This window comes from Geomicrobium sp. JSM 1781026 (genome assembly GCF_041949955.1).
GTDB lineage: Bacteria > Bacillota > Bacilli > Bacillales > Marinococcaceae > Geomicrobium_A.
In genome coordinates, this window is the sequence record NZ_JBHFQF010000010.1 from 24,812 (window position 1) to 50,891 (window position 26,080).

Genomic DNA, 26,080 nt, shown 5'->3' on the forward strand with positions numbered 1-26,080 from the left:
GATATCATATCCCCCTTAGTTAATCTGCACTAGGCATAACATTCAATCCATCCATGCTTTCGGTACACCACCCCCTAAACGGATCTAAGTGTTAACTTTGTGTATACAAGTGACAAGCAACGTAATGTTCTTCTCCCATCTTTGTCATTTCCGGACGCTCCAACGTACAGCGTTCATGCGCCTCTGGACAACGTGTGTGGAATGGACAACCACTCGGCGGATTGGCTGGGCTCGGCAAATCCCCTTGCAATATTATTCGTTCGCGTTTTTCATCAATATCTGTCGTTGGCACGGCTGAGATCAACGCTTGTGTATACGGATGTAATGGATTGGCGTACAAGTCGTCTTTCGGCGCCACTTCTGCCAGTCGTCCTAAATACATCACGGCCACGCGGTCGCTAATATGCTTAACGACGCTCAAGTCATGGGCAATGAACAGATACGTAAGTTGGAAATCATTCTGCAAGTCTTCCATCAGATTCAGTACTTGTGATTGAACCGATACATCGAGTGCACTGACAGGCTCATCACCGATAATTACCTTTGGGCGTGTAGACAGTGCACGAGCAATACCAATCCGTTGTCGTTGTCCCCCAGAAAACTCATGCGGGTATTTATATCTTGCTTCCTGTTGTAAACCGACTCTTTCTAGCAGACTAATTACATTTTCTTGCCGTTCTTTTGATGATCCCGTTTTTTGGATAAGCATCGGTTCTTCAATAATCTCCCCAACGCTCATCCTCGGATTGAGCGAAGCGTACGGATCTTGAAAGATCATCTGCATATCTTTACGGAGCGGGCGAATCTTCGATTGTCGAATGGTCGAAATATCAACGCCATTAAACGTAATCTGTCCTTCGGTCGGATCTAAGAGACGCATCATCATTCGACCTAATGTTGATTTCCCTGAGCCGGACTCCCCGACAATCCCTAAAGTTTCGCCTTCAAAAATATGTAAGGAAACGTCATCTACAGCCTTCACATGACCGACGGTTCGTTTTAACACCCCGCCTTTGATCGGAAAGTATTTCTTAAGATTCTGAACTCTAAGGATTTCTTTTTTTTCGTTAGGCTCTTTGACTGGTTGTGACATCGTCATACCGTTGTCCCCCTTGCTCGGCATACAGGATGCACCGAACCAAATGTTCATTTTCATTGTTGACGAGCTCAGGAATGTCTTTCGTACAATTTTCAGTCGCGAAGTCGCACCGTGGTGCGAATCGACATCCTTCTGGAAAACTATGTGCCGGTGGTACACTGCCACGAATCGATGTTAACCGCTCTTTATTAGAAGTTAGGCTAGGCATACTTTCCAACAACCCCACCGTATACGGGTGCTTTGGCGTTTTTAACAACTGCCTTCTCGTCGCTTGTTCAACCACTTGACCTCCGTACATAACGATAATGTCATCGGCCATTTCTGCCACAACACCAAGATCGTGGGTAATGAGTAAAATTGATGAATCGAATTCTTTTTGAACTTTTTTCATTAGGTCTAATATTTGCGCTTGAATGGTTACATCAAGTGCAGTCGTCGGTTCGTCTGCAATCAGCAGTTTAGGGTCACAACTCATGGCAATTGCGATCATTACCCGTTGCCTCATCCCCCCGGATAACTGATGTGGAAACTCTTTCATCGTATCTTCAGCTCTTGGGAACCCGACGAGCTTGAGTAACTCAACCCCTTTTTGAAACGCTTGACTCTTTGACAATCCTCGGTGTTTCATTAACGGTTCTTTGATTTGTGTTCCAACAGTGAACACGGGGTTCAAACTGGTCATCGGCTCTTGAAAAACCATGCCAATTTCATTGCCGCGTACTTTCTCCATTTGCTTATCACTTAATTGGAGCAAGTCTTTGCCTGAGAGTTTTACAGCCCCATCAACAATCTTTCCAGTAGGACCTGGCACAAGTTGCATGATGGATAACGACGTCATACTCTTCCCACTACCTGACTCCCCAACGATCGCGAGTGTTTTTCCTTTCTTAATCGAGAAGTCTATACCGTCTACCGCTTTAGCAACATTCCCACCCATGTAAAAATAAGTTTTTAACTGATTCACTTCTAATAGCACATCATCGGCCATGATTTCACCTCTATCTGACAATACTGAAAATTCGACTTAAACGTTCGGAAGAACAATTCTCCTTTTTCTGAATTTGAATGAGTTTATTATAATCATGTCTATAGGACATTGCAACAAAAAATTCCAAACTTTTTGTTTTGGATTAGATATAAAGTAGCACCACTATAGAATGAGTGTGGTGCTACTTTTATTTACAATACTTTTTTTCCACCCATGTACGGAACGAGTACATCTGGAACACGGACAGTTCCATCCGCTTGTTGATAGTTCTCAATAATTGCAGCGATCGTACGTCCTACTGCAAGCCCTGAGCCATTTAATGTGTGCACAAATTCTGCTTGAGATTTAGCATCTCTTTTGAATTTAATGTTCGCACGGCGAGCTTGATAGTCTTCACAGTTACTACAAGAAGATATTTCTTTATACGTGTTATAGCTCGGCAACCAAACTTCTAGATCATACGTTTTTGCCGCTGTAAAACCAATATCACCTGTGCATAGGTCAAGGATGCGATAAGGCAGTTCTAAATCTTGTAAAATACGTTCTGCATGTCCTGTGAGATTCGTAAGCGCCTCATAAGAATGTTCCGGCTTCGTATACATAATGAGTTCGACTTTACTAAATTGATGCTGACGAATAATGCCCCGTGTATCTCTCCCTGCAGAACCTGCTTCAGCTCTAAAACATGCGCTGTACGCGACATATTTGAGGTCGAGGTCATCGCCGTTTAACATTTCGTTTCGATGTAAGTTCACCACCGGCACTTCTGCAGTTGGAATCAAATAGTAAGGCTCTCCTTCAATACGAAATGCGTCTTCTTCGAATTTCGGCAATTGACCAGAACCGACCATACTATCTTCATGAACAATTTGTGGAGGAATCGTTTCTGTATACCCATGCTCGTCGGCATGCGTATCCATCATCCATTGCATTAGCGCGCGCTCAAGGCGTGCACCGTTGCGTTTGTAAAAGGCAAAGCGACTGCCCGTCGTTTTCGCCGCTCGTTCAAAGTCAATAATATCTAGTTGTGTAGCGAGGTCCCAATGTGCTTTTGGTTCAAATTCGAAACTCGTCGGTGTTCCCCACGTTTTTATTTCGATGTTTTCTTCTTCGCTCTCACCGAAAGGTACAGTCTTGTGTACGAGATTCGGAATGTTAAGCAGAAGTGTTTGCAGCTTCGACTCTATCGCGCGTAATTGTTCATCATAATCCTTCATCGCCTGTGAAACATCTTTTGTAGCTTGAATGAGATCATCGGCGTTCTCTTTTGCGCGTTTTCTTTCAGCTACTTGTTTACTAATTTCGTTACGCTTTTGCTTTTGCTCTTCTGTTTTAACGATCAATGCTCTTCGTTCTTCGTCATAACGAATGGCTTCATCAATTTCTCTTGGGTCCACCCCTTGTGACTGGACATTCGCTTTCACTTCTTCAGTATTTTGCCGAATGTACTTCATATCTAACATGATGTTTCCCTCCTAAAATAAATAAAAAAAACGCCCCTGTATAATATATACAGGGACGATTGATCACCGCGATGCCACCCTCATTATCAGCGCTAATGTTACGTTTAGCTACTGATCCGCTCAACTCCATTAACGCTGGACAACGGAGAAAATTACGCCTTAATGGTTTCCATTTCTCACTCAAGACTGGATTCACTTCAATCAACTTACCGGCTTTCACCAACCGCCGACTCTCTGAAAAATCGTTGAAGTTACTATTGTCTCTCAATGCTTTAGCTTATAGTATCACACAATATGATAAAGAGTATACCACGAAATCAAAATTAAGAGAACCAGCCACCAATTGTCTCCGTCGTTCGATTCCAAAGTCCAGAGAAGAAGTCACCGATTCCTCTCATAGAGAGAACAAACCAATTTGAACGATCCACATCTTCTTGAATAACAACAGGTACAGTTTGCCGCTGTTCATGGGCATTTGTAAGAAATTCGTAGTCACCTTCACCTTGGTACTCGACCATGGCATAACCGACCGTTTGCCCGGCTTCAATCGGTGCATCAATCGTGCCATCTTCATTTAGCGCATCCGGATCAAGCGTAAAAGAAACTTCATATAGTTCTTCTTCACCTTCTTGAATCGGGAGCACAAGCTGTTCACCCGCTGCAATTGCCACCTCTTGCTCCTGACCATTCGGCACTTCAAGCATCATATGTTCAGAATCTTGATCACCTTCGGCAATCATTTCCGTCTCAACAAACTCTTCAAAGCCATAATCGTAAAGCGTTGCTGTTTGGTTAAAACGTTCTTCATGACTTTCCGTTCTCATGACAACCGATAACAAACGCGTGCCATCTTGCTCAACGGTTCCTGTAAACGCACTTCCAGCCCGAGAAGTCGAGCCTGTCTTCAGACCGTCAACACCGTCATACTCTTGCCCGAGACCTGGTAACATCCGATTCCAATTGAGCATCGTGATTTCATCGTTTGTTCCTTCACGAAATTGCATTTGCGGAATGCTTGCTGTATCTAAAATCTCAGGGTATTCGGTAATAAGACGGTACGCTAATGTCGCAGTATCCCGAGCTGACATTTCATTTTCTGCATTTTCATCCGTGCCTTCAGGATGGAAACCTTGCATGCTGGCATTGTTCAACCCTGTAGAGTTTACAAATACGGTATCATCCAACCCTAATTCACTTGCCGTTTCATTCATTAAGTCAACGAAGGCCGCTTCACTGCCAGATACCGCTTCTGCAAGAGCAATTGTTGATCCGTTTGCTGAATAAATCGCCATCGATTCATACAGTTCTTCAATTGTATATGTTGTATCAGTACGCAAAAACACATTAGAAAGTACCGTATCTTGCGATAATAACGCAATTTCATCTGTAACAGATACTTCATCATCCCAAGAGAGTTCCCCTGCATCAATTGCACGGTTCACCAAGTATTCGGTCATCATTTTTGACATACTTGCTACCGGTAACTGTGTATCAATCTCATCACCATGAAGAATGACCCCGCTATTCATATCAACGAGAATCGAAGCGTCTGCTTGCAATTCAGGACTTTGAGCTTCCGCTGATATTGGTGTTGCTATCGTTGTGAGTAAAGCTGTAGCAGCAATCAAGCTTATGTATGTATGTTTCGGTTTCGTTATAAGTTTCTTCATCATTAATTAGCACCTCCGAGGTGTAGTTCACTGAACTTGTCCAGACGTAATTTTACCATATTTGCATCGGAAAGAATAGGCGAGCTTGGACAAAAAAAGTCCCGGGATATTTCCCGGGAAATGATCGTTAAAGGCTATAATTTGGCGCTTCTTTCGTAATCTGAACGTCGTGAGGATGACTTTCTTTCAACGATGCATTCGTAATCTTCACAAATTGTCCATGTTCTCGTAACAGTTCAAGGCTTTCTGTACCACAATAACCCATTCCTGCTCTCATACCGCCTGTCATTTGATAAAGTGTATCTGCCAATGGTCCTTTATATGCAATTCGACCTTCAATGCCTTCAGGTACAAACTTTTTATTTTCTTCTTGGAAATACCGATCATTACTTCCTTTTTCCATCGCTCCAAGAGAACCCATTCCTCGGTAAACTTTAAACTGACGTCCTTGATAAATCTCCGTCTCTCCAGGACTTTCAGTCGTTCCGGCAAGCATGCTACCGAGCATAACTGCATTTGCACCCGCTGCCAAAGCCTTCACAATATCTCCAGAGTATTTAATTCCTCCGTCAGCAATGATCGGCACATCATGTTTCACCGCTTCTTGTGCACAATCATAAACCGCTGTAATTTGTGGTACACCGACACCTGCAACAACGCGCGTTGTGCAAATCGACCCTGGGCCAATACCGACTTTTACAACGTCTGCACCAGCTTTAATTAAATCTCTTGTCCCTTCAGCTGTAGCGACGTTCCCGACAATGAGTGTAATGTCCGGATACTGACTGCGTATTTCTGCCACTTGATCGAGTACACCTTTGGAATGACCGTGAGCAGTATCAATAACAAGTGCATCAACATCTGCATCAGCCAGCGCTTTCACGCGGACTGCAGTATCTTTAGACACACCAACCGCTGCGGCAACAAGAAGACGACCTTGGCTGTCTTTCGCTGAATGAGGAAATTCAATTGCTTTTTCTATATCTTTAATCGTAATTAACCCTTTTAATGTCATATCATCGTCGACGAGGGGCAATTTTTCGATCTTATACTTCTGTAAAATCTTCTCCGCTTCATTCAAGGTAGTCCCAACAGATGCGGTCACGAGATTATCTTGGGTCATCACTTCATCAATCGTAATCGCGTAGTCTTCAATAAAACGCAAGTCCCGATTCGTAATGATGCCGACAAGTTTTTGGTGTTCATCAACGATCGGAACACCTGAAATGCGATATTTCCCCATGAGATGCTCCGCATCAAACACTTGCCGATCTCTTGTGAGGTAAAAAGGATCGGTGATAACACCGCTCTCTGAGCGTTTCACACGATCGACCATTTCCGCTTGTTCTTCCACTGACATGTTCTTGTGAATCACACCAAGTCCACCTTCACGTGCCATGGCAATCGCCATTCCAGCCTCAGTGACCGTATCCATGCCAGCACTTAAGATCGGAATATTTAGCGGTAGCTTCTTTGTCAACTGCGTCGATATATTAACATTTCTAGGATGAATTTCTGACCTTGCCGGAACGAGCAGTACATCGTCAAACGTTAATCCTTCTTTTGCAAACTTATCCTCTCTCATTGAAGCTCCACCCTTTCTTCGATCACACGTGTATTTTGTACAAAAACGGGGACAGTAATTCTTAACAGCAATAGTATTTTTCCTATTTTATCACGTTTTCCAACGTTTTTATTGCTAGGAAGAGAAGTTCTAACTTTCAAACAATGATTGGGGTGCTCACATTGGAACCACTTGATACTTTGCAAGCGTTTACGACGACCGACCATTTGCAACCCGCATTGCAAAGCCTTTACGAGCGCGTTGGTTTTAGCGATCCACTCCCCAAAAAATATGCGTATGCCAATACATTACCGTTTTTGCATCGGTATCTACAAGCGCGACGACTTTTAGCGTCGACCGGTCAGAATGACATCCATATTCAGCCTCTGCTCCTATACTATAGCTTTACCGAATTTATGAAAGCTATTGTCTTATTTCATGATCCTGAATATCCGTCCACGACTTCTGTGCTTCAACACGGTGTGAGTACGAGAAAGCGTAAGAAAAAAGATTATCGGTTTATTGATGATGAAGTGAAAATTCAACAAAATGGATTACTTCCACTTCTTAACCGCAAAATGTTTCACGTGAAAATGAATGATGGCGAACGATTTACGATGGGGAAACTATTCAGAGAGCTCGATGAGTTGAAAGCCATTCTTCAGCACGATCGTCGTCTGTCAAACCAACATAAAGATGCTCGAAACCTTCCTCCTTTGTTCGTACATTATCTAATCCTCTATAATTTGAGCATGATATGTCGTTATGAAACCGAATGGTGGGGAGAACTCATTTCATCACGCTCGTCTATTGATCTGCCGCTAATTGAACACTACTTGCGCATCGCCCCACTTCACATTTGTGAGGAGATTGCAATCGAAATGCGCAAACATCTCATAAGAGATTGATCGATATATGTTGAATTATAAACGTTCCCTTCCGCATGGAGCTGAGTGAGCAATACTATATGGAATGAACGAAACCTTATCCTGCTCAGCACCGTTAGTTGCTGCTTTCCACTGCTGGAGTATGGTTGTACTCCCGAGCATAAGGGCAACACGGTTCACGTTTCTGCCTACTGGTTATGATGTTGAAACAAGTCCAAATGCCCCATATATTCATTAATGTGACACTTGAGAAACAAAAATCATGATTCAAAACGTGGATGCGCACATAAACAGAGTCAACGGTCACATATATCGCGATTTGTGACCGTTGAGGGCAGGAAGTTCCCGGTTTGAGGGCTGAATGGTCACATAAGTGACAGGTCATCACATGCTTGTGCAAGGTGGTGACCATATTTCTTCAAGAACCAATGGGAAGCTTGGTAAAGTGTAAACTGTGCTCGAGTTACGACCGAACTGTTCTCAAGTTGGGGGAAATCGCAGAAAAAGCGATATATTCACCTAAACTCGGGAACAGAATGAGCAAACTCGGGAACAGATCACCGGGTCAGGTGTACATCCCCGCCCCGAAGTACTCACAAGCTGTCGGCGCGGACCGCGCCGACAGGGTACTCGCATATGGGCATTTCTGCGCTCCAGTTGGAACAAACTGCGCAGGAGTTTAGCGGAATGAGCGCCGAAATCGTTTAACTAGGCAAACTAGCGCGCAAAATGACACCCAGCACCGCGCTACCTCTCCTACCCAACATCCACCAGCGCAAACAATACACAAAAAACGGACGCTCTCCAATAATAAGAGCGTCCGTTTTAATCTATTCTTCTTCTGTTGGATCTTCTTCTGCATTTTCTACTTCTTCAGCCGGTGCTTCTTCCTCTTCGCCATCGATGTCTTCGTCTTCATCGACTTCAATTGGAGCGACAGTAGAAACTTCTTCGTCATCACTAACACGGATCAGTGTTACTCCTTGTGCATAACGACCGAGTGTGGATATCTCATCCGACTTTATGCGAATGAGCACGCCTTTAATTGTGATCAGCATTAAATCGAAGTCATCATCAATGACTCGTAGAGACACAATGTGTCCGGTGCGGTCCGTCAACGTTGACGCTCGAAGACCTTTACCACCCCGATTTTGGATGCGGAATTCGTCTTCGTTTGTGCGTTTTCCGTAACCCTTATTGGACACAATGAGCACTTTCTGACCAGCCTTCACGATGTCCATACCGACAACTTGATCATCATGATCTAATGAGATGGCTTTCACACCACCTGCTGTCCGGCCCATTGAACGCACATCATCTTCTTGGAAACGAATCGCCATTGCTTTTTGCGTGCCAATGATCACATCACTTTGGCCATCTGTTAGACGTACACCGTGCAATTCATCATCGTCACGAAGATTGATTGCAAACAGCCCGCCTTTTCGAATGTTCGCGTATGCAGACAGTGGCGTGCGTTTGGAAATCCCTCTTTTCGTCAAGAAGAACAGGTACTTGTCATCACTGAATTCATCGATTGGAATGACCGTACTGATCTCTTCCCCTTTTTCAATTTGCAAAAGGTTGATGATCGGAATGCCTTTCGCCGTTCGCGAAAGGTCAGGAATTTCATAGCCTTTGAGACGATACACTTTCCCTTTATTCGTAAAGAAGAGAATCGTGCGGTGCGAATTCGTCGTGAACAGATGCTCGACGAAGTCCCCGTCGTTCGTTCCCATTCCTTGAATACCTCGTCCACCACGACGCTGACTTTTGTACGTCGTAATTGGCAGCCGTTTAATATATCCTTCATGCGTTACTGTAATAACAACGTTCTGTTGCGGAATGAGATCCTCATCTTCAAGCACATTTTCACTCGCATGAATCGCTGTGCGTCGTTCGTCGTTAAAACGCTCTTTCACTTCAAGCAATTCTTCGCGAATAAGGTCGAGCACTTTCTCATCGTCAGCAAGAATGGCTCGTAGCTCTTGAATACGAGCGAGCAACTCATTGTACTCATTCTCAATTTTATCTCGCTCAAGACCAGTTAAACGTTGCAAGCGCATATCAAGAATGGCTTGTGCTTGTTCGTGGGACAACTCATAGTTCTCCATCAAGCCGTTGCGCGCAATGTCGGCCGTTTCAGAAGCACGAATGAGGGCAATAATCTCATCAATATGGTCAAGTGCAATTCGAAGACCTTCAAGAATATGGGCACGTGCTTCCGCTTTGTTCAAATCAAATTGCGTCCGGCGGCGGATCACTTCGACTTGATGGTCTAAGTAGTGTTCTAGTGTTTGTTTAAGGTTAAGCACTTTCGGTTGCCCATTTACAAGCGCAAGCAAGTTAACGCCAAACGTCGTTTGTAATGCCGTTAACTTGTACAAGTTATTTAGCAATACGTTCGCATTGGCGTCTTTTCGAACCTCTATGACAATTCTCATCCCTTGACGAGCAGACTCATCGCGTAAATCCGTAATGCCTTCAATCTTCTTCTCACGAACAAGTTCAGCAATTTTTTCAACAAGGCGTGCTTTGTTCACTTGATACGGAAGCTCAGTCACAATAATTTCTTCTTTGCCGTTCGCTTTTTGGTCAATATGAACGTTCGCCCTCAAAGTAATGGATCCGCGCCCGGTTTGGTACGCCTTTCGGATTCCACTGCGCCCCATAATTAAACCTGCTGTTGGGAAGTCAGGTCCTGGGATATAGTCCATCAGTTCTTGTATCGTAATCTCTTTATTATGGCTATAAGCAAGTAAGCCGTCAATGACTTCTCCAAGCTGATGAGGGGGGATGTTCGTTGCCATTCCTACAGCAATTCCTGATGCACCGTTCACGAGCAAGTTCGGGAATCGCGCAGGTAAGACAACGGGTTCACGTTCAGCCCCGTCGTAATTATCTTGGTAGTCAATCGTATCTTTTTTAATGTCCCGGACGAGTTCCATCGAGATCTTCGACATTTTCGCCTCGGTATACCGCATGGCTGCAGCAGAGTCCCCATCTACTGAACCGAAGTTTCCGTGTCCATCAACAAGCATATAGCGGTAGCTGAAGTCTTGTGCCATACGAACCATCGTCTCATACACCGCTGAATCACCGTGAGGGTGGTACTTACCAATCACATCCCCGACAATTCTTGCTGACTTCTTGTATGCTTTATCTGGCGTCATGCCGAGTTCATTCATAGCGTACAAAATACGTCGATGAACGGGTTTCATCCCGTCACGAACATCTGGCAGGGCACGGCTGACAATGACACTCATTGCATAGTCAAGAAATGATGTTTGCATCTCTTGGCTAATGTTAATTTCATGAATTCTTGATTCTTGGTCTGCCATCCTCTTACCTCCAATTTCTTAGAACACTGCGAAATGTTCGTTACACGTCCAAGTTCTTCACGTATTCCGCATTTTCTTGGATAAATTCACGACGTGGTTCTACACGATCACCCATCAATGTTTCAAACACTTGATCCGCGAGCATAGCGTCTTCTAACGTCACTTGAAGAAGTGTACGTACTTCTGGGTCCATCGTTGTTTCCCATAACTGTTCTGCGTTCATCTCTCCAAGACCCTTATACCGTTGAACATCAGGCTTTGGTGTTTCTGGCCACTCATGAAGCGTATCAGCTAGTTCTTTATCAGAATGTACATACGTAATCTTTTTCCCTTGTTTGATCTGGAACAAAGGAGGTTGTGCGATATACACGTAGCCTTTTTCAATAAGCGGGCGCATGAAACGATAGAAAAACGTTAGGATGAGGGTACGAATATGCGCACCATCGACATCTGCATCAGTCATGAGCATAATTTTATGGTATCTTGCTTTTTCAATATCAAATTCATCGGCAATTCCTGTTCCTAATGCCGTAATTATCGTTCGAATCTCATTGTTGGCAAGGATCTTATCTAATCTTGCTTTCTCGACGTTTAGAATCTTCCCTCGTAACGGGAGAATCGCTTGAAAATGACGATCTCGTCCCATTTTCGCGGATCCACCAGCTGAATCACCCTCAACGATATACAGTTCACTAATGGCTGCATCCCTTGAGGAGCAGTCGGCAAGCTTACCAGGCAAGGCACCGACATCGAGTGCACTTTTTCGACGCGTAAGGTCACGTGCTTTTTTCGCGGCTTCTCTCGCTCTTGAAGCTGTTATCCCTTTCTCAACAATGAGCCGGGCTGTGTCCGGGTTTTCTGCAAGAAAACGTGCGAACAATGTGCTGAACTGTTGATCAGTAATTGTTCTTGCTTCACTATTTCCAAGTTTCGTCTTCGTCTGACCTTCGAATTGTGGATCGGGGATTTTGACAGAAATAATTGCTGTTAAACCTTCCCGAACGTCCTCACCAACAAGGTTCGGATCATTTTCTTTAAACAGTTGGTTCTGTCTTGCATAATTGTTAATCACACGGGTGAGTGCCGTTTTAAACCCTGACTCGTGCGTTCCACCTTCGTGTGTATTGATGTTATTGGCAAACGAGTAAATACTGCTCGTAAAACTGTCGTTGTATTGAACGGCGATTTCGACACTCATGCCGTCTTGCTCGCTTTCAATGAAGATCGGCGGATCATGTAGAGGCTCTTTGGAACGATTTATATACTCTACAAATGAGCGAATTCCGCCTTCATAGTAATACTTCTTCTGAGATGGTTCTTCATCACGCTCATCGGTAAAAATAATGCTTAATCCTTTGTTCAGAAACGCCAGTTCTCGAATCCGTGTTTGCAGTATTTCTGCTTCATAAACGGTTGACTCTGTGAAAATCGACGGGTCCGGCTTGAAATGAACACGCGTACCTGTCAGTTCCGTTTCTCCAATCACAGAAATGTCCCCTTGTGGTTGGCCTTTCCGATAATCTTGATAGTGAATTTGCCCGTTTCTGTACACATGAACTTCAAGATGTTCTGATAACGCGTTTACAACAGACGCGCCTACACCGTGAAGGCCACCAGACACTTTGTACCCTCCGGCACCAAATTTTCCGCCCGCATGCAAGACCGTCATAATAACTTCTAAAGCTGGTCGGCCGGTTTTTTCTTGCGTATCTACAGGAATTCCACGGCCATTATCGGTCACAGTAATGCTGTTATCTTTCTCTAGCACAATATTAATCTCATCCGCATATCCAGCCATGGCTTCGTCGATGCTATTATCAACGATTTCCCATACGAGATGATGCAAACCTCTTGGACCTGTAGAACCTATATACATTCCCGGTCGTTTACGAACTGGATCAAGCCCTTCGAGAACTTGAATTTGACTAGCATCATAAGAGTGTTCAATCGACAATCTATTCACCTTCGCTTCTGTCAGGTATTCAGGGGGCAAGTCTATAGAGACATGCCCTGTCATTTTGTTGCTATTGGCACATGACGGTAACGATCACACCACTCAAAAAAGAAAATTAGACGGGATCATCTTCCTCATGCAAGGAATCGTGTCCTTGCACTGCCCGTCGCTTCAATGTCACCGACGATATGGGTGAGTAGAAGACTTTTGTATCTGTGATGACAACCGACTTTGTCCCCTCTTCACTAATGTGTACGACATCTTCTTTTGGCACGTGAGCCAAAAAATTATCGGTATGCAAAGACGTATCTTTTTCGTCGTAATTCAAGATTGCAACAACATCTTTTGATTGAATCACCGCATAGCCACCAAGATGTAGGAACAAATCAACCACCTCACTTTTACACAATCCATATATGTTCGTTTATTTAATCAAGCAAAGAAATGCGTCCATTTTGCACGTCGTACCTCTTTGCTTGTTGCAACGTATGATGTTCAATCCCAGAAACATTCGTCGTCGTTACGAATGTTTGGACTTTGCCTTGGATCGCATTCAGGAGATGTGACTGCCGGTGGTCATCAAGCTCACTCAGCACATCGTCCAATAGCAATATCGGCGGGTCCCCAGTCGCTTCAGTAATCAGTTCTATCTCTGCTAGCTTTAAAGATAGAGCCGCGGTTCGTTGTTGGCCTTGTGAGCCATATGTGCCAACGTCCCGGTCGTTTACATAGATTAAAACATCTTCCCGATGAGGGCCGACGAGGCTAAGCCCTCTGCGGATCTCTTGATCTTTCTTCTGCACGTACTGATTCGTATACGCCTCTTGCAATTGTGTCAAACTCAAGTCGCCATCCACATCTGCAGATGCTTCGTACTGGAGCTGCAGTTGTTCAAGGTTTCGGCTAATTTGTTCATGAATCTCTTTTGCCCAAGATTCAAGCTGACGAATAAACGCTAATCGGCGATGAACGACTTTCGCTGCGACTGTAGCCAGTTGCTCCGTAAGCACATCCAACATGACGTGATCTGGAGATTTGGCACGCCAAAAATCTTTTAACAGTTGGTTTCTTTGTTTCAACGTTTTATGGTACTGGGATAAATCGTGAAGGTAAACATTACTAATCTGCCCAATTTCCATGTCAATAAAACGTCTCCGTTGCTTTGGTCCGCCCTTTACAAGATTCAAATCTTCAGGAGCAAACATCACCACATTTAACGCACCGATGTATTCACTAAGACGACGCTGTTCAAGATGGTTGATCTTTGCGCGTTTTCCTTGCCCGGAGAACTGAACATCAAGTGTGAGTGGTCCGACACGTTTCTCCACTGCTCCGTGGATCCGTGCGTACTCTTCCCCCCAAGCAATTAATTCACGATCTTTAGATGTTCGATGAGATTTCGCAAAACCTAGCACATATAAGGTTTCTAAAATATTCGTTTTCCCTTGTGCATTTTCACCGAGAAAAAGGATGACGGAATCATCAAAGAGAAGAGTATGTGTGTCGAGATTCCGATAGCCGCTCACTGACAATTCACGTACAAACACAGTTTATGCTCCTTCTCATTTAGGCGCCATCATCGGTGTGAGCGACGACAAAAGACCCCGCATCTTCTACTTGGACGAGATCACCGGGATATAACTTTCTCCCTCTGCGCTCTTCAGGTTCTCCGTTCACACGCACATCGTACTCAGCAAGAATCATCTTCACCATTCCTCCTGTACCAACGACGCCTCCCTGTTTTAAGAGCTGCCCTAAGGTAATGTATTCAGTCTGTATCGTCACTTTCTCTGTCATGGTCTACACCTTTCTCGGTTGCGATCTCTATTCGAACATTCGCATCCAATCTTTATTTTACTAGAAATTATCTTCGAGCGCCAAAAAATTTAAGAGATTTCTCGAAATGAGGTCCATCTGCACAAACATCCAAACAAATAAAAGCTCTAAAAGAACAAGTTCTGTTCTTAAAGAGCTCTCGATTAGTTCGTACGTACGGGTGAAAAGAGATGAGTCATTTGGTTATGGTCCGTCGGCCGAATGACGAATGGACTCATTGAACCGGTAAACATAATCGAGATCGATTCGCTGTCGATCACCTTTAATGCATCAGAGATATTCTTCCCGTTAAAGGCGATACGTAATTCTTCTCCATCCATCATTTCTGCGGTTAATTGCTCTTTCACTTTCCCAACTTCAGCAGAAACGGATGTAATTTCGACATCACCGTCAGAACTTATCCTCATGTGGATAACATTATTTTTTGCTTCTCGTGATAACAGCATGGCACGATCAAGCGCTTGATTCAATGGTTTTGTGGATAACGTCAACGTCATCTTTCCCGATTGAGGAATCATATTGTTTGTGAGCGGGAACTTGCCGTCTAAGAGACGTGAGTAAAATAACAGATTTTCCATCTTAAACAATACTTGTGTCTTTTCTAACACGACAGTGACCGGGGTCTCATCGTCTTTTAAGATCCTGCTCAATTCAACAAGACTCTTTCCAGGAATGATCACATTTGTAAAATCTAACTCATCACTCGTATCTACAGTTGCACTGCGCATCGCTAAGCGGTGGCTATCTGTCGCTGTAGCCGTAAGTTGTTGGTTCTCAACATCGAAATTAACTCCCGTTAACACCGGCCTCGTTTCTTGAGAGGAAACAGCAAAAACGGTTTGACGAATCATGTCTTTTAGCAGGTGTTGGGGCAATGTCAAGCGGTTGTCTTCGGGTAGTTCTGGCAACCTTGGATAATCGTCTGGATCGTAGCCATTCAAGTTGAATACGACCGCGTTCGATTGGATGGTTGCAGCCATTTGTCCGTCCTTTTGCAAGGTAAGGGATTCTCCAGGCATTTTTTTAACGATATCAGTGAAATATTTCTCTTGAAGGACGAGTTGACCTTCTTCATGAACCGTCATATATTCTCGTTCTTCATCCCCGAGAGGAATAAAGGTTTCAATCGAAATATCAGAGTCACTTCCAGTTAATGTGACGCCTTCTTGTGTCGCAACGATTTTAATTCCTGTAAGAATTTGTATCGTTGTTCTGGAAGATACAGCTTTACTTACATATTGAACCGCAGTCACAAATGTATTTGTATCGATGGTCAGGTGCATAATTCATCTCCCCGTGTGCCATTAATTTCAGGAATAGACAGCTAAAAGCTGTAATAATTATATAGATTTTTAAATCGTAGTAGTAGTATATGCTGTGAAAGATGTGGATAAGCTAGTAAAACCTATACATATCAACGTTTAGAGCGTGTGGATGAACTGTGTATAACTTCGTATAAATAAGAGCACTTATTCACACGCTCATTGCTTGATTTTTTCGGTAATCTCGTTAATTTGTGCTTGGACGTGAGTATCTTCTGCAAACAACTTCGTAATCTTTTCATGCGCATGGATGACTGTCGTGTGGTCTCGACCGCCAAATTTCTCACCAATTTTCGGCAGTGAGAAGTCCGTCATTTCTCGTGATAAATACATAGCAATTTGCCGAGCATGGGCGATGGACTTCGTTCGTTTTTTAGCCGTTAACTCCTCGATCTTTAACTGGAAATATGCAGCAACGTGTGACTGAATGTCTTCGATCCCGATTGTTCTAGGCTTTGCACTTGGAATGATATCTTTCAACGCCTCTGCAGCTAAATCCGCATTCATATCTTCATTAATTAAGGATGAGTACGCCACAACACGGATGAGTGCGCCTTCTAGCTCTCGGATGTTCGTATCAATTTGATTGGCGATATAGAGCATCACTTCATTTGGAATATCGAGCATGTCAGCTTTTGCTTTTTTACGGAGTATCGCAATTCTTGTTTCAAGATCAGGCGGTGTAATGTCGGTAATTAATCCCCATTCAAAGCGGGATCTCAGGCGGTCTTCTAGTGTTGGAATCTCTTTTGGCGGTCGATCACTTGAGATGACAATTTGCTTGGAATCTTCATGAAGCGCATTGAACGTGTGGAAAAATTCTTCTTGTGTTTGTTCTTTTCCCGCTAAAAATTGAATATCATCAATAAGAAGCACGTCGACATTTCGATATTTATTACGGAAATTGTCGCCGCGGTTGTCGCGAATGGCATTAATAAACTCATTCGTAAATTTCTCAGAAGATAAATAAACGACGCGAGCTCCAGGGTTATGTTCAATCACGTAATGTCCAATGGCGTGCATAAGGTGGGTCTTCCCCAAACCAACGCCCCCGTAGATAAACAACGGATTGTACGCTTTAGCCGGTGCTTCTGCGACGGCGAGTGAGGCTGCATGAGCAAACCGGTTTCCTGATCCAATAACAAACGTATTAAACGTATATTTGTCATTAAGCGGCGCATCTTCACGTTGTACGATTTGGCGCTGTTGTTGCGTCATGTCTTTTTTTGTATCTTTTTCTGATTGAGTGGCTTGACTGTCTGGCGTAGTGTCATACACCCGCTCTTGTGGAATCACAAACTTCACATCATATTTAGAACCTGTAATTTCTTCAACAGTACTGGCAATAATGACGGAATAACGATCTTCTAACCAATCTTTAGCGAATTCGTTCGGTGCAGCAATGAGCAAGGTGTCTTCTTTCAGCTCCAATGGCTCCGTTGCTTTTAGCCATGTTTCATAACTAGGCTTGCTAACCCGTTCTTTAACGGTTAACAGTGTCTTTTCCCAAAGATCTGTCAAGTGCTCCAATGGTAACGGCCCCCTCCTTTTACGTACTTTGGTATAGCCTCTCTACACAATCTATATATCGCTCATTCAAACTAGAAAAGGGAGGTACCCTTTCGTTCGTGTGAAAAAGCTTCCTACTCATCACTTGTTTTGAAGTAAGGAAGCTTTCTGATTCTACATGCTTAAGATACGTTTCGTCCACATGCAAAATCTCTAGTCATTCGAGTAGTTTCAACAGTTCTTCACAATATGCACTGGCGTGTGGACAACAGTATAAAGAACCTGTGGACTTTATCCACATAGATATACACAGGCTGTGGATGAACGAATTTCGTTCGGTTAAGTTTTCAAGAAAACATGTTAATCATATCAAAAATAAAGAGGGGCTTCAACGGGTAATAATAAAGTTATCCACACCATCCAGTGAGGATTTTTGTTTCATTTTCCACAACATGGGATATGTGGACAACCTGTCGATGAGTGTGTCGATAAAAATCGAGACCACCCACATTCTGAAAATGGCTGTGTGGATAACTGTCGAAAATCCTTATGTTTTTAGGAAAAATGTCGAATCAATGCGTGTGGATGAAGATGGAAAAGAAATCAAGCAAAGTGAATTGCGAAGAAGAATTTACGTGCGGTATTGACAGATGAGTGGATCTGTCTGTATACTTTTTTAGAATGCCTGAATATGGATTGATTTGAGGAGGTGGCTTGCGATGTCAAAGAAAACATTTCAACCGAATAATCGTAAGCGGAAGAAAGTTCATGGTTTTCGTTCTCGCATGAGCACGAAAAACGGTCGTCTCGTACTAAAGCGTAGACGTCAAAAAGGACGTAAAGTTCTTTCTGCATAAGGCCACTGTCGCTTCAGTGGTCTTTTTTCTCATTTGAGTGAGACCATTGTACATATATTGACTAAATGAGGTTTAAGAGATTTTATGAAAAAAGCCTATCGAATTAAAGATCAAGAAGAGTTTGCTGCGATTTTTAAGCATGGAAAGACAGCCGCGAATCGTCAGTTCGTCATTTACGTGCTAGACAAGCCGGACCAACAGCATTTTCGCGTCGGTTTCACCGTAGGAAGAAAAGTTGGGAATGCAGTCACTAGAAATTATTTGAAGCGCTGGATGAGGGAACTTATGAGAGCGCATGCAGACCAAATTGAACAAGATAAAGATTACGTTCTTATTGCAAGAAAAGCGCTTTTGAGTATGGATTATGAGGCTGCTGGTAAAAGTCTAAAGCACGTACTTAAACGAGCAGAAGTATGGAGAAAATGTTAACACCATTGAAACCGAGTCCGTTTCTCTATATCTTTAAGGATAGAGTATTCACCAAGGAGGATGTACGCGTTGCGAAAGAAATTATCACTGGCAGCGATTCTAATAGCTGTAACCGCATTAATGACGGGGTGTTTCAGCCTTGATCAACCGATGGATGGCAACCCAGAAGGCATTTGGGATACCTTCTTTGTTTTTCCCCTCTATTGGCTAATGGTAAACATTGCTGAAGCGACGGGGCAAAACTATGGACTTGCGATTATTGTCGTTACGCTTATTTTAAGAATCTTGATTCTGCCACTTATGATTAAGCAGACAAAAAGTACGAAGGCGATGCAGGAAATTCAACCTGAATTGCTGAAATTAAGAGAGAAGTATAGCGCCAAAGATCAAAAGACGCAGCAAAAGTTGCAGCAAGAAACGATGAGCTTGTTTACAGAAAACAGCATTAATCCGCTCGCCGGTTGTTTGCCTCTATTCATACAAATGCCGATTCTCATTGCATTTTATCACGCAATTATGCGTACGTATGAAATTCGAGAGCACGATTTTTTATGGTTCCAGCTTGGTGAACCCGATTTTATTTTGCCAATCATTGCAGCTGTGACGACCTTCTTACAGCAGAAGATGATGATGGTAAACAACATGAACCCACAAATGCAAATTTTGCTATACATGATGCCGATCATGATCGGGGTTTTTGCTTTCTTCTTCCCATCAGCACTCGCACTGTACTGGGTAGTCGGTAACATTTTCATGATTGCACAAACGTACTTTATTACTGGACCAGGTGCGCAAAAACGTAAAGACGAAAAAAAGAATCCGGGAGGAGCTAAATAGTCATGAAAACCATTTCGGTGTCAGGAAAGACGGTTGAAGAAGCGTTAGATAACGGGCTTACACAACTACAGGTCAGTCGTGAACGAGTCGAATACGTTGAAATCCAGTCACCGAAAAAAGGGTTTTTAAATCTTTTTAGCAAACCGGCAATTTTAGAAATCACGGTTAAACCGGATCCTATTGAAGAAGCGCGTTCGTTCCTTTCAACGATTTTAGAATGTATGCAAGTCGACCTGACAATTGATATTCATCAATTAAAAGAGAATGAAGCACGATTTAATCTTGAAGGTGAAGACGTTGGCATTACGATTGGTAAGCGTGGGCAGACACTTGAATCATTACAGTATTTGACCAACTTAGCAGCGAATCGTCATGCGGATCGCTTTTATCGCATTGAATTGGATGCAGAGAATTACCGCGAACGTCGCCAGAAAACGTTAGAACAGCTTGCATTTAGGCTTGCAGAAAAGGCGAAACGAACGAAACGAAAAGTAACGCTCGAACCGATGCAAGCGAAAGAGCGAAAGCTCATTCACCAGACATTACAAAAAGATCGAGCTATTGAAACCTTCTCTGATGGGAAGGAACCACGACGTCATATTGTTATCGCCCCAAAAAACCACTGATCTTAGTTGCGATCAGTGGTTTTTTTGATGCAATCTATGGGGGATGAACTTAAAATTTTCCTTATTTGCGCTGTTGGGTGTTGGGTTAGAGGGGTAGCGCGGTGCCATTTTTCGTGCTAGTTTACTCGTTCTGTAGTTTAACGATTTCAGCGCTCATTTCGCTAAACTCCTGCGCAGTTTGTTCCAACTGGAGCGCAGATTCAATGCTAACAACCTGTCGGTCCCAGCGGGACCGAAACGAAACCGGTATCGGTTCGGCGCGACTCGCGCCCAGGTGTTGTTGGCACCATGAGCGGGGCGATAGCTGTAAGTCTACCATGGGAAGCCCAAAGTATAAGCGCATCAATCCGTTCGGTGGTGTGAGAGGTCGGGGGTTAATTACCCCCTCCTACTCGATTTTAGGAGCTTATCTCCGCCGGTCCCCGTGGTTGATAAATGCCCGAATGTGTACTAGCGACCGTTTACATGTCTGAACTTCGCGAGTTGTGGATAAAACGAAAAGAGGAAAGGTGGGAATATCCACATGTGGAAAAAACAAGCGTCACAAAGTTGTCCACACAACAATGGTTTGATCTTTTTTCATGTGTTATCCTAAGGAGATGTGAAGTGAATCGTATCGGAGGTAGAAATGATGGAATGGGATACAATAGCGGCGATTTCGACTCCTCCTGGTGAGGGTGCGATTGCGATTATTCGCCTGAGCGGAGACGGTGCCATGAAAATTGGCGACCGTTTATATCGAGGCAAAACAGCGCTTCAAGACGTGGACACCCATACGATTAATTATGGCCATCTCGTTCACCCAACGCGTGAAGAAGTCATTGAAGAAGTGATGGTGTCGGTATTGCATGCGCCGAGAACATTTACGAAAGAAGATATGATTGAAATTAACGTCCACGGGGGCGTAGTTTCTGCCGATCGGGTATTGCAGCATGTGTTGGCTGAAGGAGCACGACTCGCTGAACCAGGTGAGTTCACAAAACGTGCGTTCTTAAATGGTAGAATTGACTTGTCACAGGCAGAAGGCGTTATGGACATGATCCGTGCAAAGACAGACCGAGCAATGTCTGTGGCGATGAAACAGCTTGAAGGGCGTTTAGCTCGAGAAATTAAACACCTTCGTCAACAGTTACTTGAAGGAATTGCGAGTGTAGAAGTGAACATTGATTATCCGGAGTATGATGCCGACGATGTGACATTGACTTCTTTATATACACAAATCCAAGCCGTGGATGTTGAGATTGATAAACTACTCAAGACAGCAAAACAAGGAAAGATACTACGTGAAGGGTTAGCAACGGCGATTATCGGACGTCCGAACGTCGGGAAATCCTCACTTTTAAATACACTTGTCCAAGACGCTAAAGCGATTGTGACTGATATTCCTGGAACGACCCGGGATGTGCTCGAAGAATATGTGAATGTGAACGGGGTACCGCTCAGACTAATCGATACAGCAGGGATTCGCGATACGGAAGATACTGTAGAAAAAATCGGTGTCGAACGTTCACGTCAAGCATTGCAAGATGCGGAGTTGATCCTGCTCGTCTTTAATGCGAATGAGCCGCTCACTAAAGAAGACGAAGCGCTCATTGAAGCGAGTATTGATTTTGATGTGATCGTCGTTTTAAACAAAACCGATTTGCCAAAGAAAATTGACGAAGAACGTTTGCAACAGTTAGTGCCGAACCGGCCAATCGTGCGCACGGCATTATTGCAAGAAGAGGGTGTTAGTGCGCTTGAAGAAGCAATTGGTTCCTTGTTTTTTGAGCAAGGAGTTGAGGCGATTGACATGAATTATGTATCCAATACTCGGCACATTGCTTTGCTACATCAAGCAAAGACATCCATTCATGAAGCATTAACGTCTGCTGAAGATGGCATGCCGATTGACATGGTACAAATAGACGTTACGAGGGCGTGGGAACAACTCGGCGAAATTGTTGGAGAGACTGCGCCTGACCAATTGATTGATCAACTGTTTTCACAGTTTTGTTTAGGAAAATAAAAGGAGGAGAAAACGATGGCATTTGAACACGGAAATTATGACGTAATTGTCATTGGTGCTGGTCATGCAGGGGCGGAGTCGGGACTCGCTGCTGCTAGAATGGGTGCAAACACACTCATGCTCACATTGAATTTGGATGCAGTTGCATATATGCCTTGCAATCCTTCGGTTGGTGGCCCGGCAAAGGGGATCGTCGTTCGCGAAATTGATGCGCTAGGCGGCGAAATGGCACGAAACATTGACCAAACGTATATTCAAATGAGAATGCTGAACACGGGGAAAGGCCCAGCTGTTCGTGCTTTGCGCGCCCAAGCGGATAAGTTTGAGTATCAGCATGAGATGAAGAAAACGCTAGAAAACACGGAAAATTTGACGCTTCGTCAAGGGCTCGTTGAACGTCTAATTATTGAGGATGGCGAATGTAAAGGTGTCGTGACGAACACAGGCGCACACTACCGCGCCCAGGCCGTCATTGTTACGACAGGCACGTATTTACGAGGGAAAATTATTATCGGAGACTTGGCGTATGATAGTGGTCCGAATAACATGCAACCTTCAGTAGAGTTGTCTCATCATCTTCAAGAGCTAGGATTTGATATGGTTCGTTTTAAGACGGGCACACCACCACGTGTGAACGGGGATTCTATTGATTATTCCAAGACGGAAATTCAACCTGGAGACGATTTGCCACGGTCTTTTTCTTATGAGACGGTTGATGTAATTACCGACCAATTGCCGTGTTGGTTAACGTATACAAATGATACGACCCACGGGTATATTAATGACAACCTTACTCGTTCACCGATGTATTCTGGCATGATTGAAGGAACCGGCCCGAGATATTGTCCGTCGATTGAAGACAAGATAGTTCGGTTCCACGACAAAGATAAGCATCAAATCTTTTTAGAACCTGAAGGTCGAAACACGAATGAAGTGTATGTACAAGGACTTTCGACGTCGTTACCAGAAGATGTCCAGTATGATATGTTAAAAACGATTAGCGGGTTAGAGAACGCGAAAATGATGCGACCGGGCTATGCGATTGAATATGATGCCATCGTTCCGACGCAACTGTGGCCAACGCTTGAAACGAAAATGATTCCAGGGTTATTTACAGCTGGGCAAATTAATGGTACTTCCGGGTATGAGGAAGCGGCTGGGCAAGGATTAATGGCAGGCATAAACGCTGCACGGCGCGTACAAAATAAAGAAGGTATTATTTTGGGACGTGCGGATGCGTATATTGGCGTTCTCATCGATGACCTCGTCACGAAAGGCACGAACGAGCCGTACCGATTGCTTACATCAAGAGCGGAGTATCGTCTGCTTCTTCGTCATGATAATGCAGATTTACGCCTGACTGAACTTGGGTTTGATATTGGGCTCGTAACAAAGCAACGTTTTGATAAACTGGAAAAGAAAAAGCAAGCGGTCGCTAATGAGCGTAAACGTTTGAACAAAACGATCATTAAACCGAGCGATCATGTACAACGTGTGTTAGAGAAAAAAGGGTCAGCGGTGATGAAAGAAGCGTTATCAGCAACCCATCTTCTTAAGCGTCCGCAGCTCACATATGCAGATATCGAAGACATGTTGCAAGAAACGCCTGAGTTGGACGCTGAAGAAAAAGAGCAAGTCGAGATTCAGACGAAATATGAAGGATATATTGCAAAGCAGCTTGAACAAGTGGATCGTCTTAAAAAGATGGAGCGTAAACGTATTCCAGATTGGGTTAATTATGATGACATCCAAGGGCTCGCGACGGAGGCAAGAACGAAGCTCAAAGAAGTTCGCCCGTTGTCCGTTGGGCAAGCGTCTCGTGTATCTGGTGTGAATCCTGCAGATGTATCGATCTTGCTCGTCTTTTTAGAGCAAGGTAGACAAAAGCAGTCATCCTAACAAGAAATGCAGATCGTTGTTCAGATGACGATCTGCATGTTTATCATAATGAATGGAGGACAATCGATGAGAGTGTTTAAGCAATGGCTAAAAGAGATTGATGTTGCGCTAACGCATGATCAAATAAAACAATTCGAAACGTATTACGATACGTTAGTCGAATGGAATGAAAAAATGAACTTGACGAGAATTACGGATAAAGAAGATGCGTATGAAAAGCATTTCTTTGACTCGTTACTTGCAGCGAACTGCTACGATTTTACGTCGGTTCAACGAATGATTGATGTTGGTGGTGGAGCAGGGTTTCCGAGTATCCCCTTAAAAATTGCCTACCCTCATCTTGATGTGACGATTCTTGACGCATCAAACAAGCGCATCCAATTTTTAACCCATGTAGCCAAAGTGTTAGAGCTCGATAATGTTCACCCCATTCATAGCCGGGCAGAAGACGCCGCTCGTGACGATAATCATCGCGATCAGTACGATGTTGCCATTGCACGGGCAGTCGCCAGAATGCCCGTACTTGCAGAATATTGTTTACCGTTTGTGAAACCTCAAGGGGTTTGGATTGCCATGAAAGGAAAAGGTGGCGAAGAAGAGCGGGAAGAAGCAGAAGTTGCGATTAAGCGACTACAAGGCACGGTCTCTGACAATCATTATTTTGAACTTCCTACAGAGGCGAGCGAGAGAAGGATTTATGTCGTAGGAAAAAGGGATGCTACCCCTGACACATATCCCCGAAAAGCCGGCACAATTACTAAGAAACCGCTCATGTAATGACTGCTTCGACATAAAACGTGTGAACATTTCTTTACGGCATGGTAAAATAAACGCAGTATGAGTAGCAATGAGGGGGGGAGACGGTGAAAAGTTCTTTTCAGCGTATTTTCGGTTTTGGTGAGGATTCTAAAAACAGTGAATTAAAAACGGATAAAGACGGCGAAAACCATGAAGAAGTCCGTTTGATCCCGGTTTCTGACATCGTGCCCAATCCGTTCCAACCTCGAACAATCTTTGATACAGAGAAAATCGAAGAGCTTGCCCGGACGATTCACACGCACGGCATTCTTCAACCGATCGTCGTACGCATTCGGGACGGACAATATGAATTAATTGCTGGAGAGCGCCGTTTGCGTGCAGTAAAGCAGCTAGAATGGACGGAAGTTCCGGCAATTATTAAAGAGTTTAATGATGCACAGACAGCCTCGCTAGCGCTTATTGAAAACTTGCAGCGCGAAGAGTTGACCGTGATCGAAGAAGCAAGAGCATATAAACAGTTGATTGAATGGCATACGCTCACGCAAGAAAGTCTTGCTCAGCGCCTAGGAAAAGGGCAATCGACCATTGCCAACAAATTGCGACTGTTATCTTTACCAGAAGAAGTGCAAACTGCGCTATTGAATCGACAAATTAGTGAACGGCATGCCCGCGCACTCATTCGGTTGAAAGACGAGCAGTTACAGCAGGACTTGCTTCTAGAAATCATTGAACACGATTACAATGTAAAAGCTACAGAAGAAGCGGCCCTTCGTCTGCTTGAAGAACGAGAACAAGAAGAACAACCAGCAAAAGAAAAGAAAAAGGCTAGAAAACAACATTTCCCTAAAGATATGCGCATCGCAATGAATACGATTCGTGAGTCACTATCAATGGTTGAGAAATCAGGAATGAGTGTCGATAGTTCGGAAGAAGAACACGACGATTACTACCAATTTACGATTCGTATCCCGAAGAAATGATCTATCATGAGAATACATGATAGATTTTTTTTGATGGAGTGCTAGAATAAGAGAA

General features: G+C 43.8%; 21 protein-coding genes and 1 other annotated feature. Of the genes, 9 read left to right on the plus strand and 12 right to left on the minus strand.

What is annotated here, in order from left to right:
- Positions 1–91: 91 nt before the first annotated feature.
- The 5 genes from ACE1TF_RS16585 to guaB form a co-directional block, all read right to left on the minus strand.
- Positions 92–1,093: an ABC transporter ATP-binding protein gene (locus tag ACE1TF_RS16585; RefSeq protein ID WP_042402319.1), complete on the minus strand. Its 1,002-nt coding sequence runs from the start codon at positions 1,091–1,093 to the stop codon at positions 92–94.
- Complete coding sequence (locus ACE1TF_RS16590; protein WP_042402268.1) at positions 1,068–2,087, minus strand: ABC transporter ATP-binding protein; 1,020 nt, start codon at positions 2,085–2,087, stop codon at positions 1,068–1,070. The genes ACE1TF_RS16585 and ACE1TF_RS16590 overlap by 26 nt, the downstream gene beginning before the upstream one ends.
- A 191-nt stretch (positions 2,088–2,278) precedes the next feature.
- Positions 2,279–3,550: a serine--tRNA ligase gene (serS, locus tag ACE1TF_RS16595; RefSeq protein ID WP_042402271.1), complete on the minus strand. Its 1,272-nt coding sequence runs from the start codon at positions 3,548–3,550 to the stop codon at positions 2,279–2,281.
- 48 nt (positions 3,551–3,598) lie between these two features.
- Positions 3,599–3,827, minus strand: a binding site (T-box leader).
- Between the two features lie 46 nt (positions 3,828–3,873).
- Complete coding sequence (locus ACE1TF_RS16600) at positions 3,874–5,223, minus strand: D-alanyl-D-alanine carboxypeptidase family protein (RefSeq protein ID WP_238544735.1); 1,350 nt, start codon at positions 5,221–5,223, stop codon at positions 3,874–3,876.
- A gap of 124 nt (positions 5,224–5,347) precedes the next feature.
- Positions 5,348–6,805 (minus strand): IMP dehydrogenase, encoded by a 1,458-nt coding sequence (gene guaB, locus ACE1TF_RS16605; protein ID WP_375018437.1) that lies wholly within the window; start codon positions 6,803–6,805, stop codon positions 5,348–5,350.
- Positions 6,806–6,966: 161 nt separating this feature from the next.
- On the opposite strand from guaB, the gene ACE1TF_RS16610 reads away from it, so the two are divergent.
- Entirely contained in the window at positions 6,967–7,692 is a 726-nt protein-coding gene (locus ACE1TF_RS16610) for a YaaC family protein (protein ID WP_193744767.1), read from the plus strand.
- Positions 7,693–8,501: 809 nt separating this feature from the next.
- Here the strand turns inward: ACE1TF_RS16610 and gyrA are convergent.
- The 7 genes from gyrA to dnaA all read right to left on the minus strand — a co-directional run bounded on the left by gyrA (position 8,502) and on the right by dnaA (position 17,651).
- The gene (gene gyrA / locus ACE1TF_RS16615) at positions 8,502–11,009 is read right to left on the minus strand and encodes a DNA gyrase subunit A (protein WP_375018439.1); all 2,508 of its coding nucleotides are present in this window, start codon (positions 11,007–11,009) and stop codon (positions 8,502–8,504) included.
- 40 nt (positions 11,010–11,049) lie between these two features.
- Entirely contained in the window at positions 11,050–12,963 is a 1,914-nt protein-coding gene (gene gyrB, locus ACE1TF_RS16620; protein WP_375018441.1) for a DNA topoisomerase (ATP-hydrolyzing) subunit B, read from the minus strand.
- A gap of 115 nt (positions 12,964–13,078) precedes the next feature.
- Positions 13,079–13,348 carry an extracellular matrix regulator RemB gene (gene remB, locus ACE1TF_RS16625; protein WP_375018443.1) on the minus strand — a complete coding sequence of 90 codons (270 nt, stop codon included), beginning with the start codon at positions 13,346–13,348 and terminating at the stop codon, positions 13,079–13,081.
- Positions 13,349–13,391: 43 nt separating this feature from the next.
- On the minus strand, positions 13,392–14,510 hold the full coding sequence (recF, locus tag ACE1TF_RS16630; RefSeq protein WP_375018445.1) for a DNA replication/repair protein RecF: 1,119 nt from the start codon (positions 14,508–14,510) through the stop codon (positions 13,392–13,394).
- A gap of 19 nt (positions 14,511–14,529) precedes the next feature.
- Positions 14,530–14,760 carry a S4 domain-containing protein YaaA gene (yaaA, locus tag ACE1TF_RS16635; protein ID WP_375018447.1) on the minus strand — a complete coding sequence of 77 codons (231 nt, stop codon included), beginning with the start codon at positions 14,758–14,760 and terminating at the stop codon, positions 14,530–14,532.
- Between the two features lie 182 nt (positions 14,761–14,942).
- Positions 14,943–16,082 (minus strand): DNA polymerase III subunit beta, encoded by a 1,140-nt coding sequence (gene dnaN / locus ACE1TF_RS16640; RefSeq protein ID WP_042402275.1) that lies wholly within the window; start codon positions 16,080–16,082, stop codon positions 14,943–14,945.
- A gap of 198 nt (positions 16,083–16,280) precedes the next feature.
- Entirely contained in the window at positions 16,281–17,651 is a 1,371-nt protein-coding gene (dnaA, locus tag ACE1TF_RS16645; protein ID WP_042402278.1) for a chromosomal replication initiator protein DnaA, read from the minus strand.
- A 698-nt stretch (positions 17,652–18,349) separates the two neighbouring features.
- Between dnaA and rpmH the strand changes: the two genes are divergently transcribed.
- From rpmH to noc, 8 genes are all read left to right on the plus strand, one after another.
- Entirely contained in the window at positions 18,350–18,487 is a 138-nt protein-coding gene (rpmH, locus tag ACE1TF_RS16650; protein WP_042358041.1) for a 50S ribosomal protein L34, read from the plus strand.
- 84 nt (positions 18,488–18,571) lie between these two features.
- On the plus strand, positions 18,572–18,916 hold the full coding sequence (gene rnpA / locus ACE1TF_RS16655; protein ID WP_042402282.1) for a ribonuclease P protein component: 345 nt from the start codon (positions 18,572–18,574) through the stop codon (positions 18,914–18,916).
- Between the two features lie 69 nt (positions 18,917–18,985).
- Positions 18,986–19,753, plus strand: a complete 768-nt coding sequence (gene spoIIIJ / locus ACE1TF_RS16660; protein ID WP_375018451.1) for a YidC family membrane integrase SpoIIIJ — start codon at positions 18,986–18,988, stop codon at positions 19,751–19,753.
- Positions 19,754–19,755: 2 nt separating this feature from the next.
- Positions 19,756–20,379 (plus strand): RNA-binding cell elongation regulator Jag/EloR, encoded by a 624-nt coding sequence (jag, locus tag ACE1TF_RS16665; protein ID WP_375018453.1) that lies wholly within the window; start codon positions 19,756–19,758, stop codon positions 20,377–20,379.
- A gap of 631 nt (positions 20,380–21,010) precedes the next feature.
- On the plus strand, positions 21,011–22,387 hold the full coding sequence (gene mnmE, locus ACE1TF_RS16670) for a tRNA uridine-5-carboxymethylaminomethyl(34) synthesis GTPase MnmE (protein WP_375018455.1): 1,377 nt from the start codon (positions 21,011–21,013) through the stop codon (positions 22,385–22,387).
- Positions 22,388–22,402: 15 nt separating this feature from the next.
- Positions 22,403–24,286 (plus strand): tRNA uridine-5-carboxymethylaminomethyl(34) synthesis enzyme MnmG, encoded by a 1,884-nt coding sequence (gene mnmG, locus ACE1TF_RS16675; protein ID WP_375018457.1) that lies wholly within the window; start codon positions 22,403–22,405, stop codon positions 24,284–24,286.
- A gap of 66 nt (positions 24,287–24,352) precedes the next feature.
- Positions 24,353–25,063: a 16S rRNA (guanine(527)-N(7))-methyltransferase RsmG gene (rsmG, locus tag ACE1TF_RS16680; RefSeq protein ID WP_375018459.1), complete on the plus strand. Its 711-nt coding sequence runs from the start codon at positions 24,353–24,355 to the stop codon at positions 25,061–25,063.
- A gap of 86 nt (positions 25,064–25,149) precedes the next feature.
- Entirely contained in the window at positions 25,150–26,025 is an 876-nt protein-coding gene (gene noc, locus ACE1TF_RS16685; RefSeq protein WP_042402287.1) for a nucleoid occlusion protein, read from the plus strand.
- The last annotated feature ends 55 nt before the right edge of the window (positions 26,026–26,080 follow it).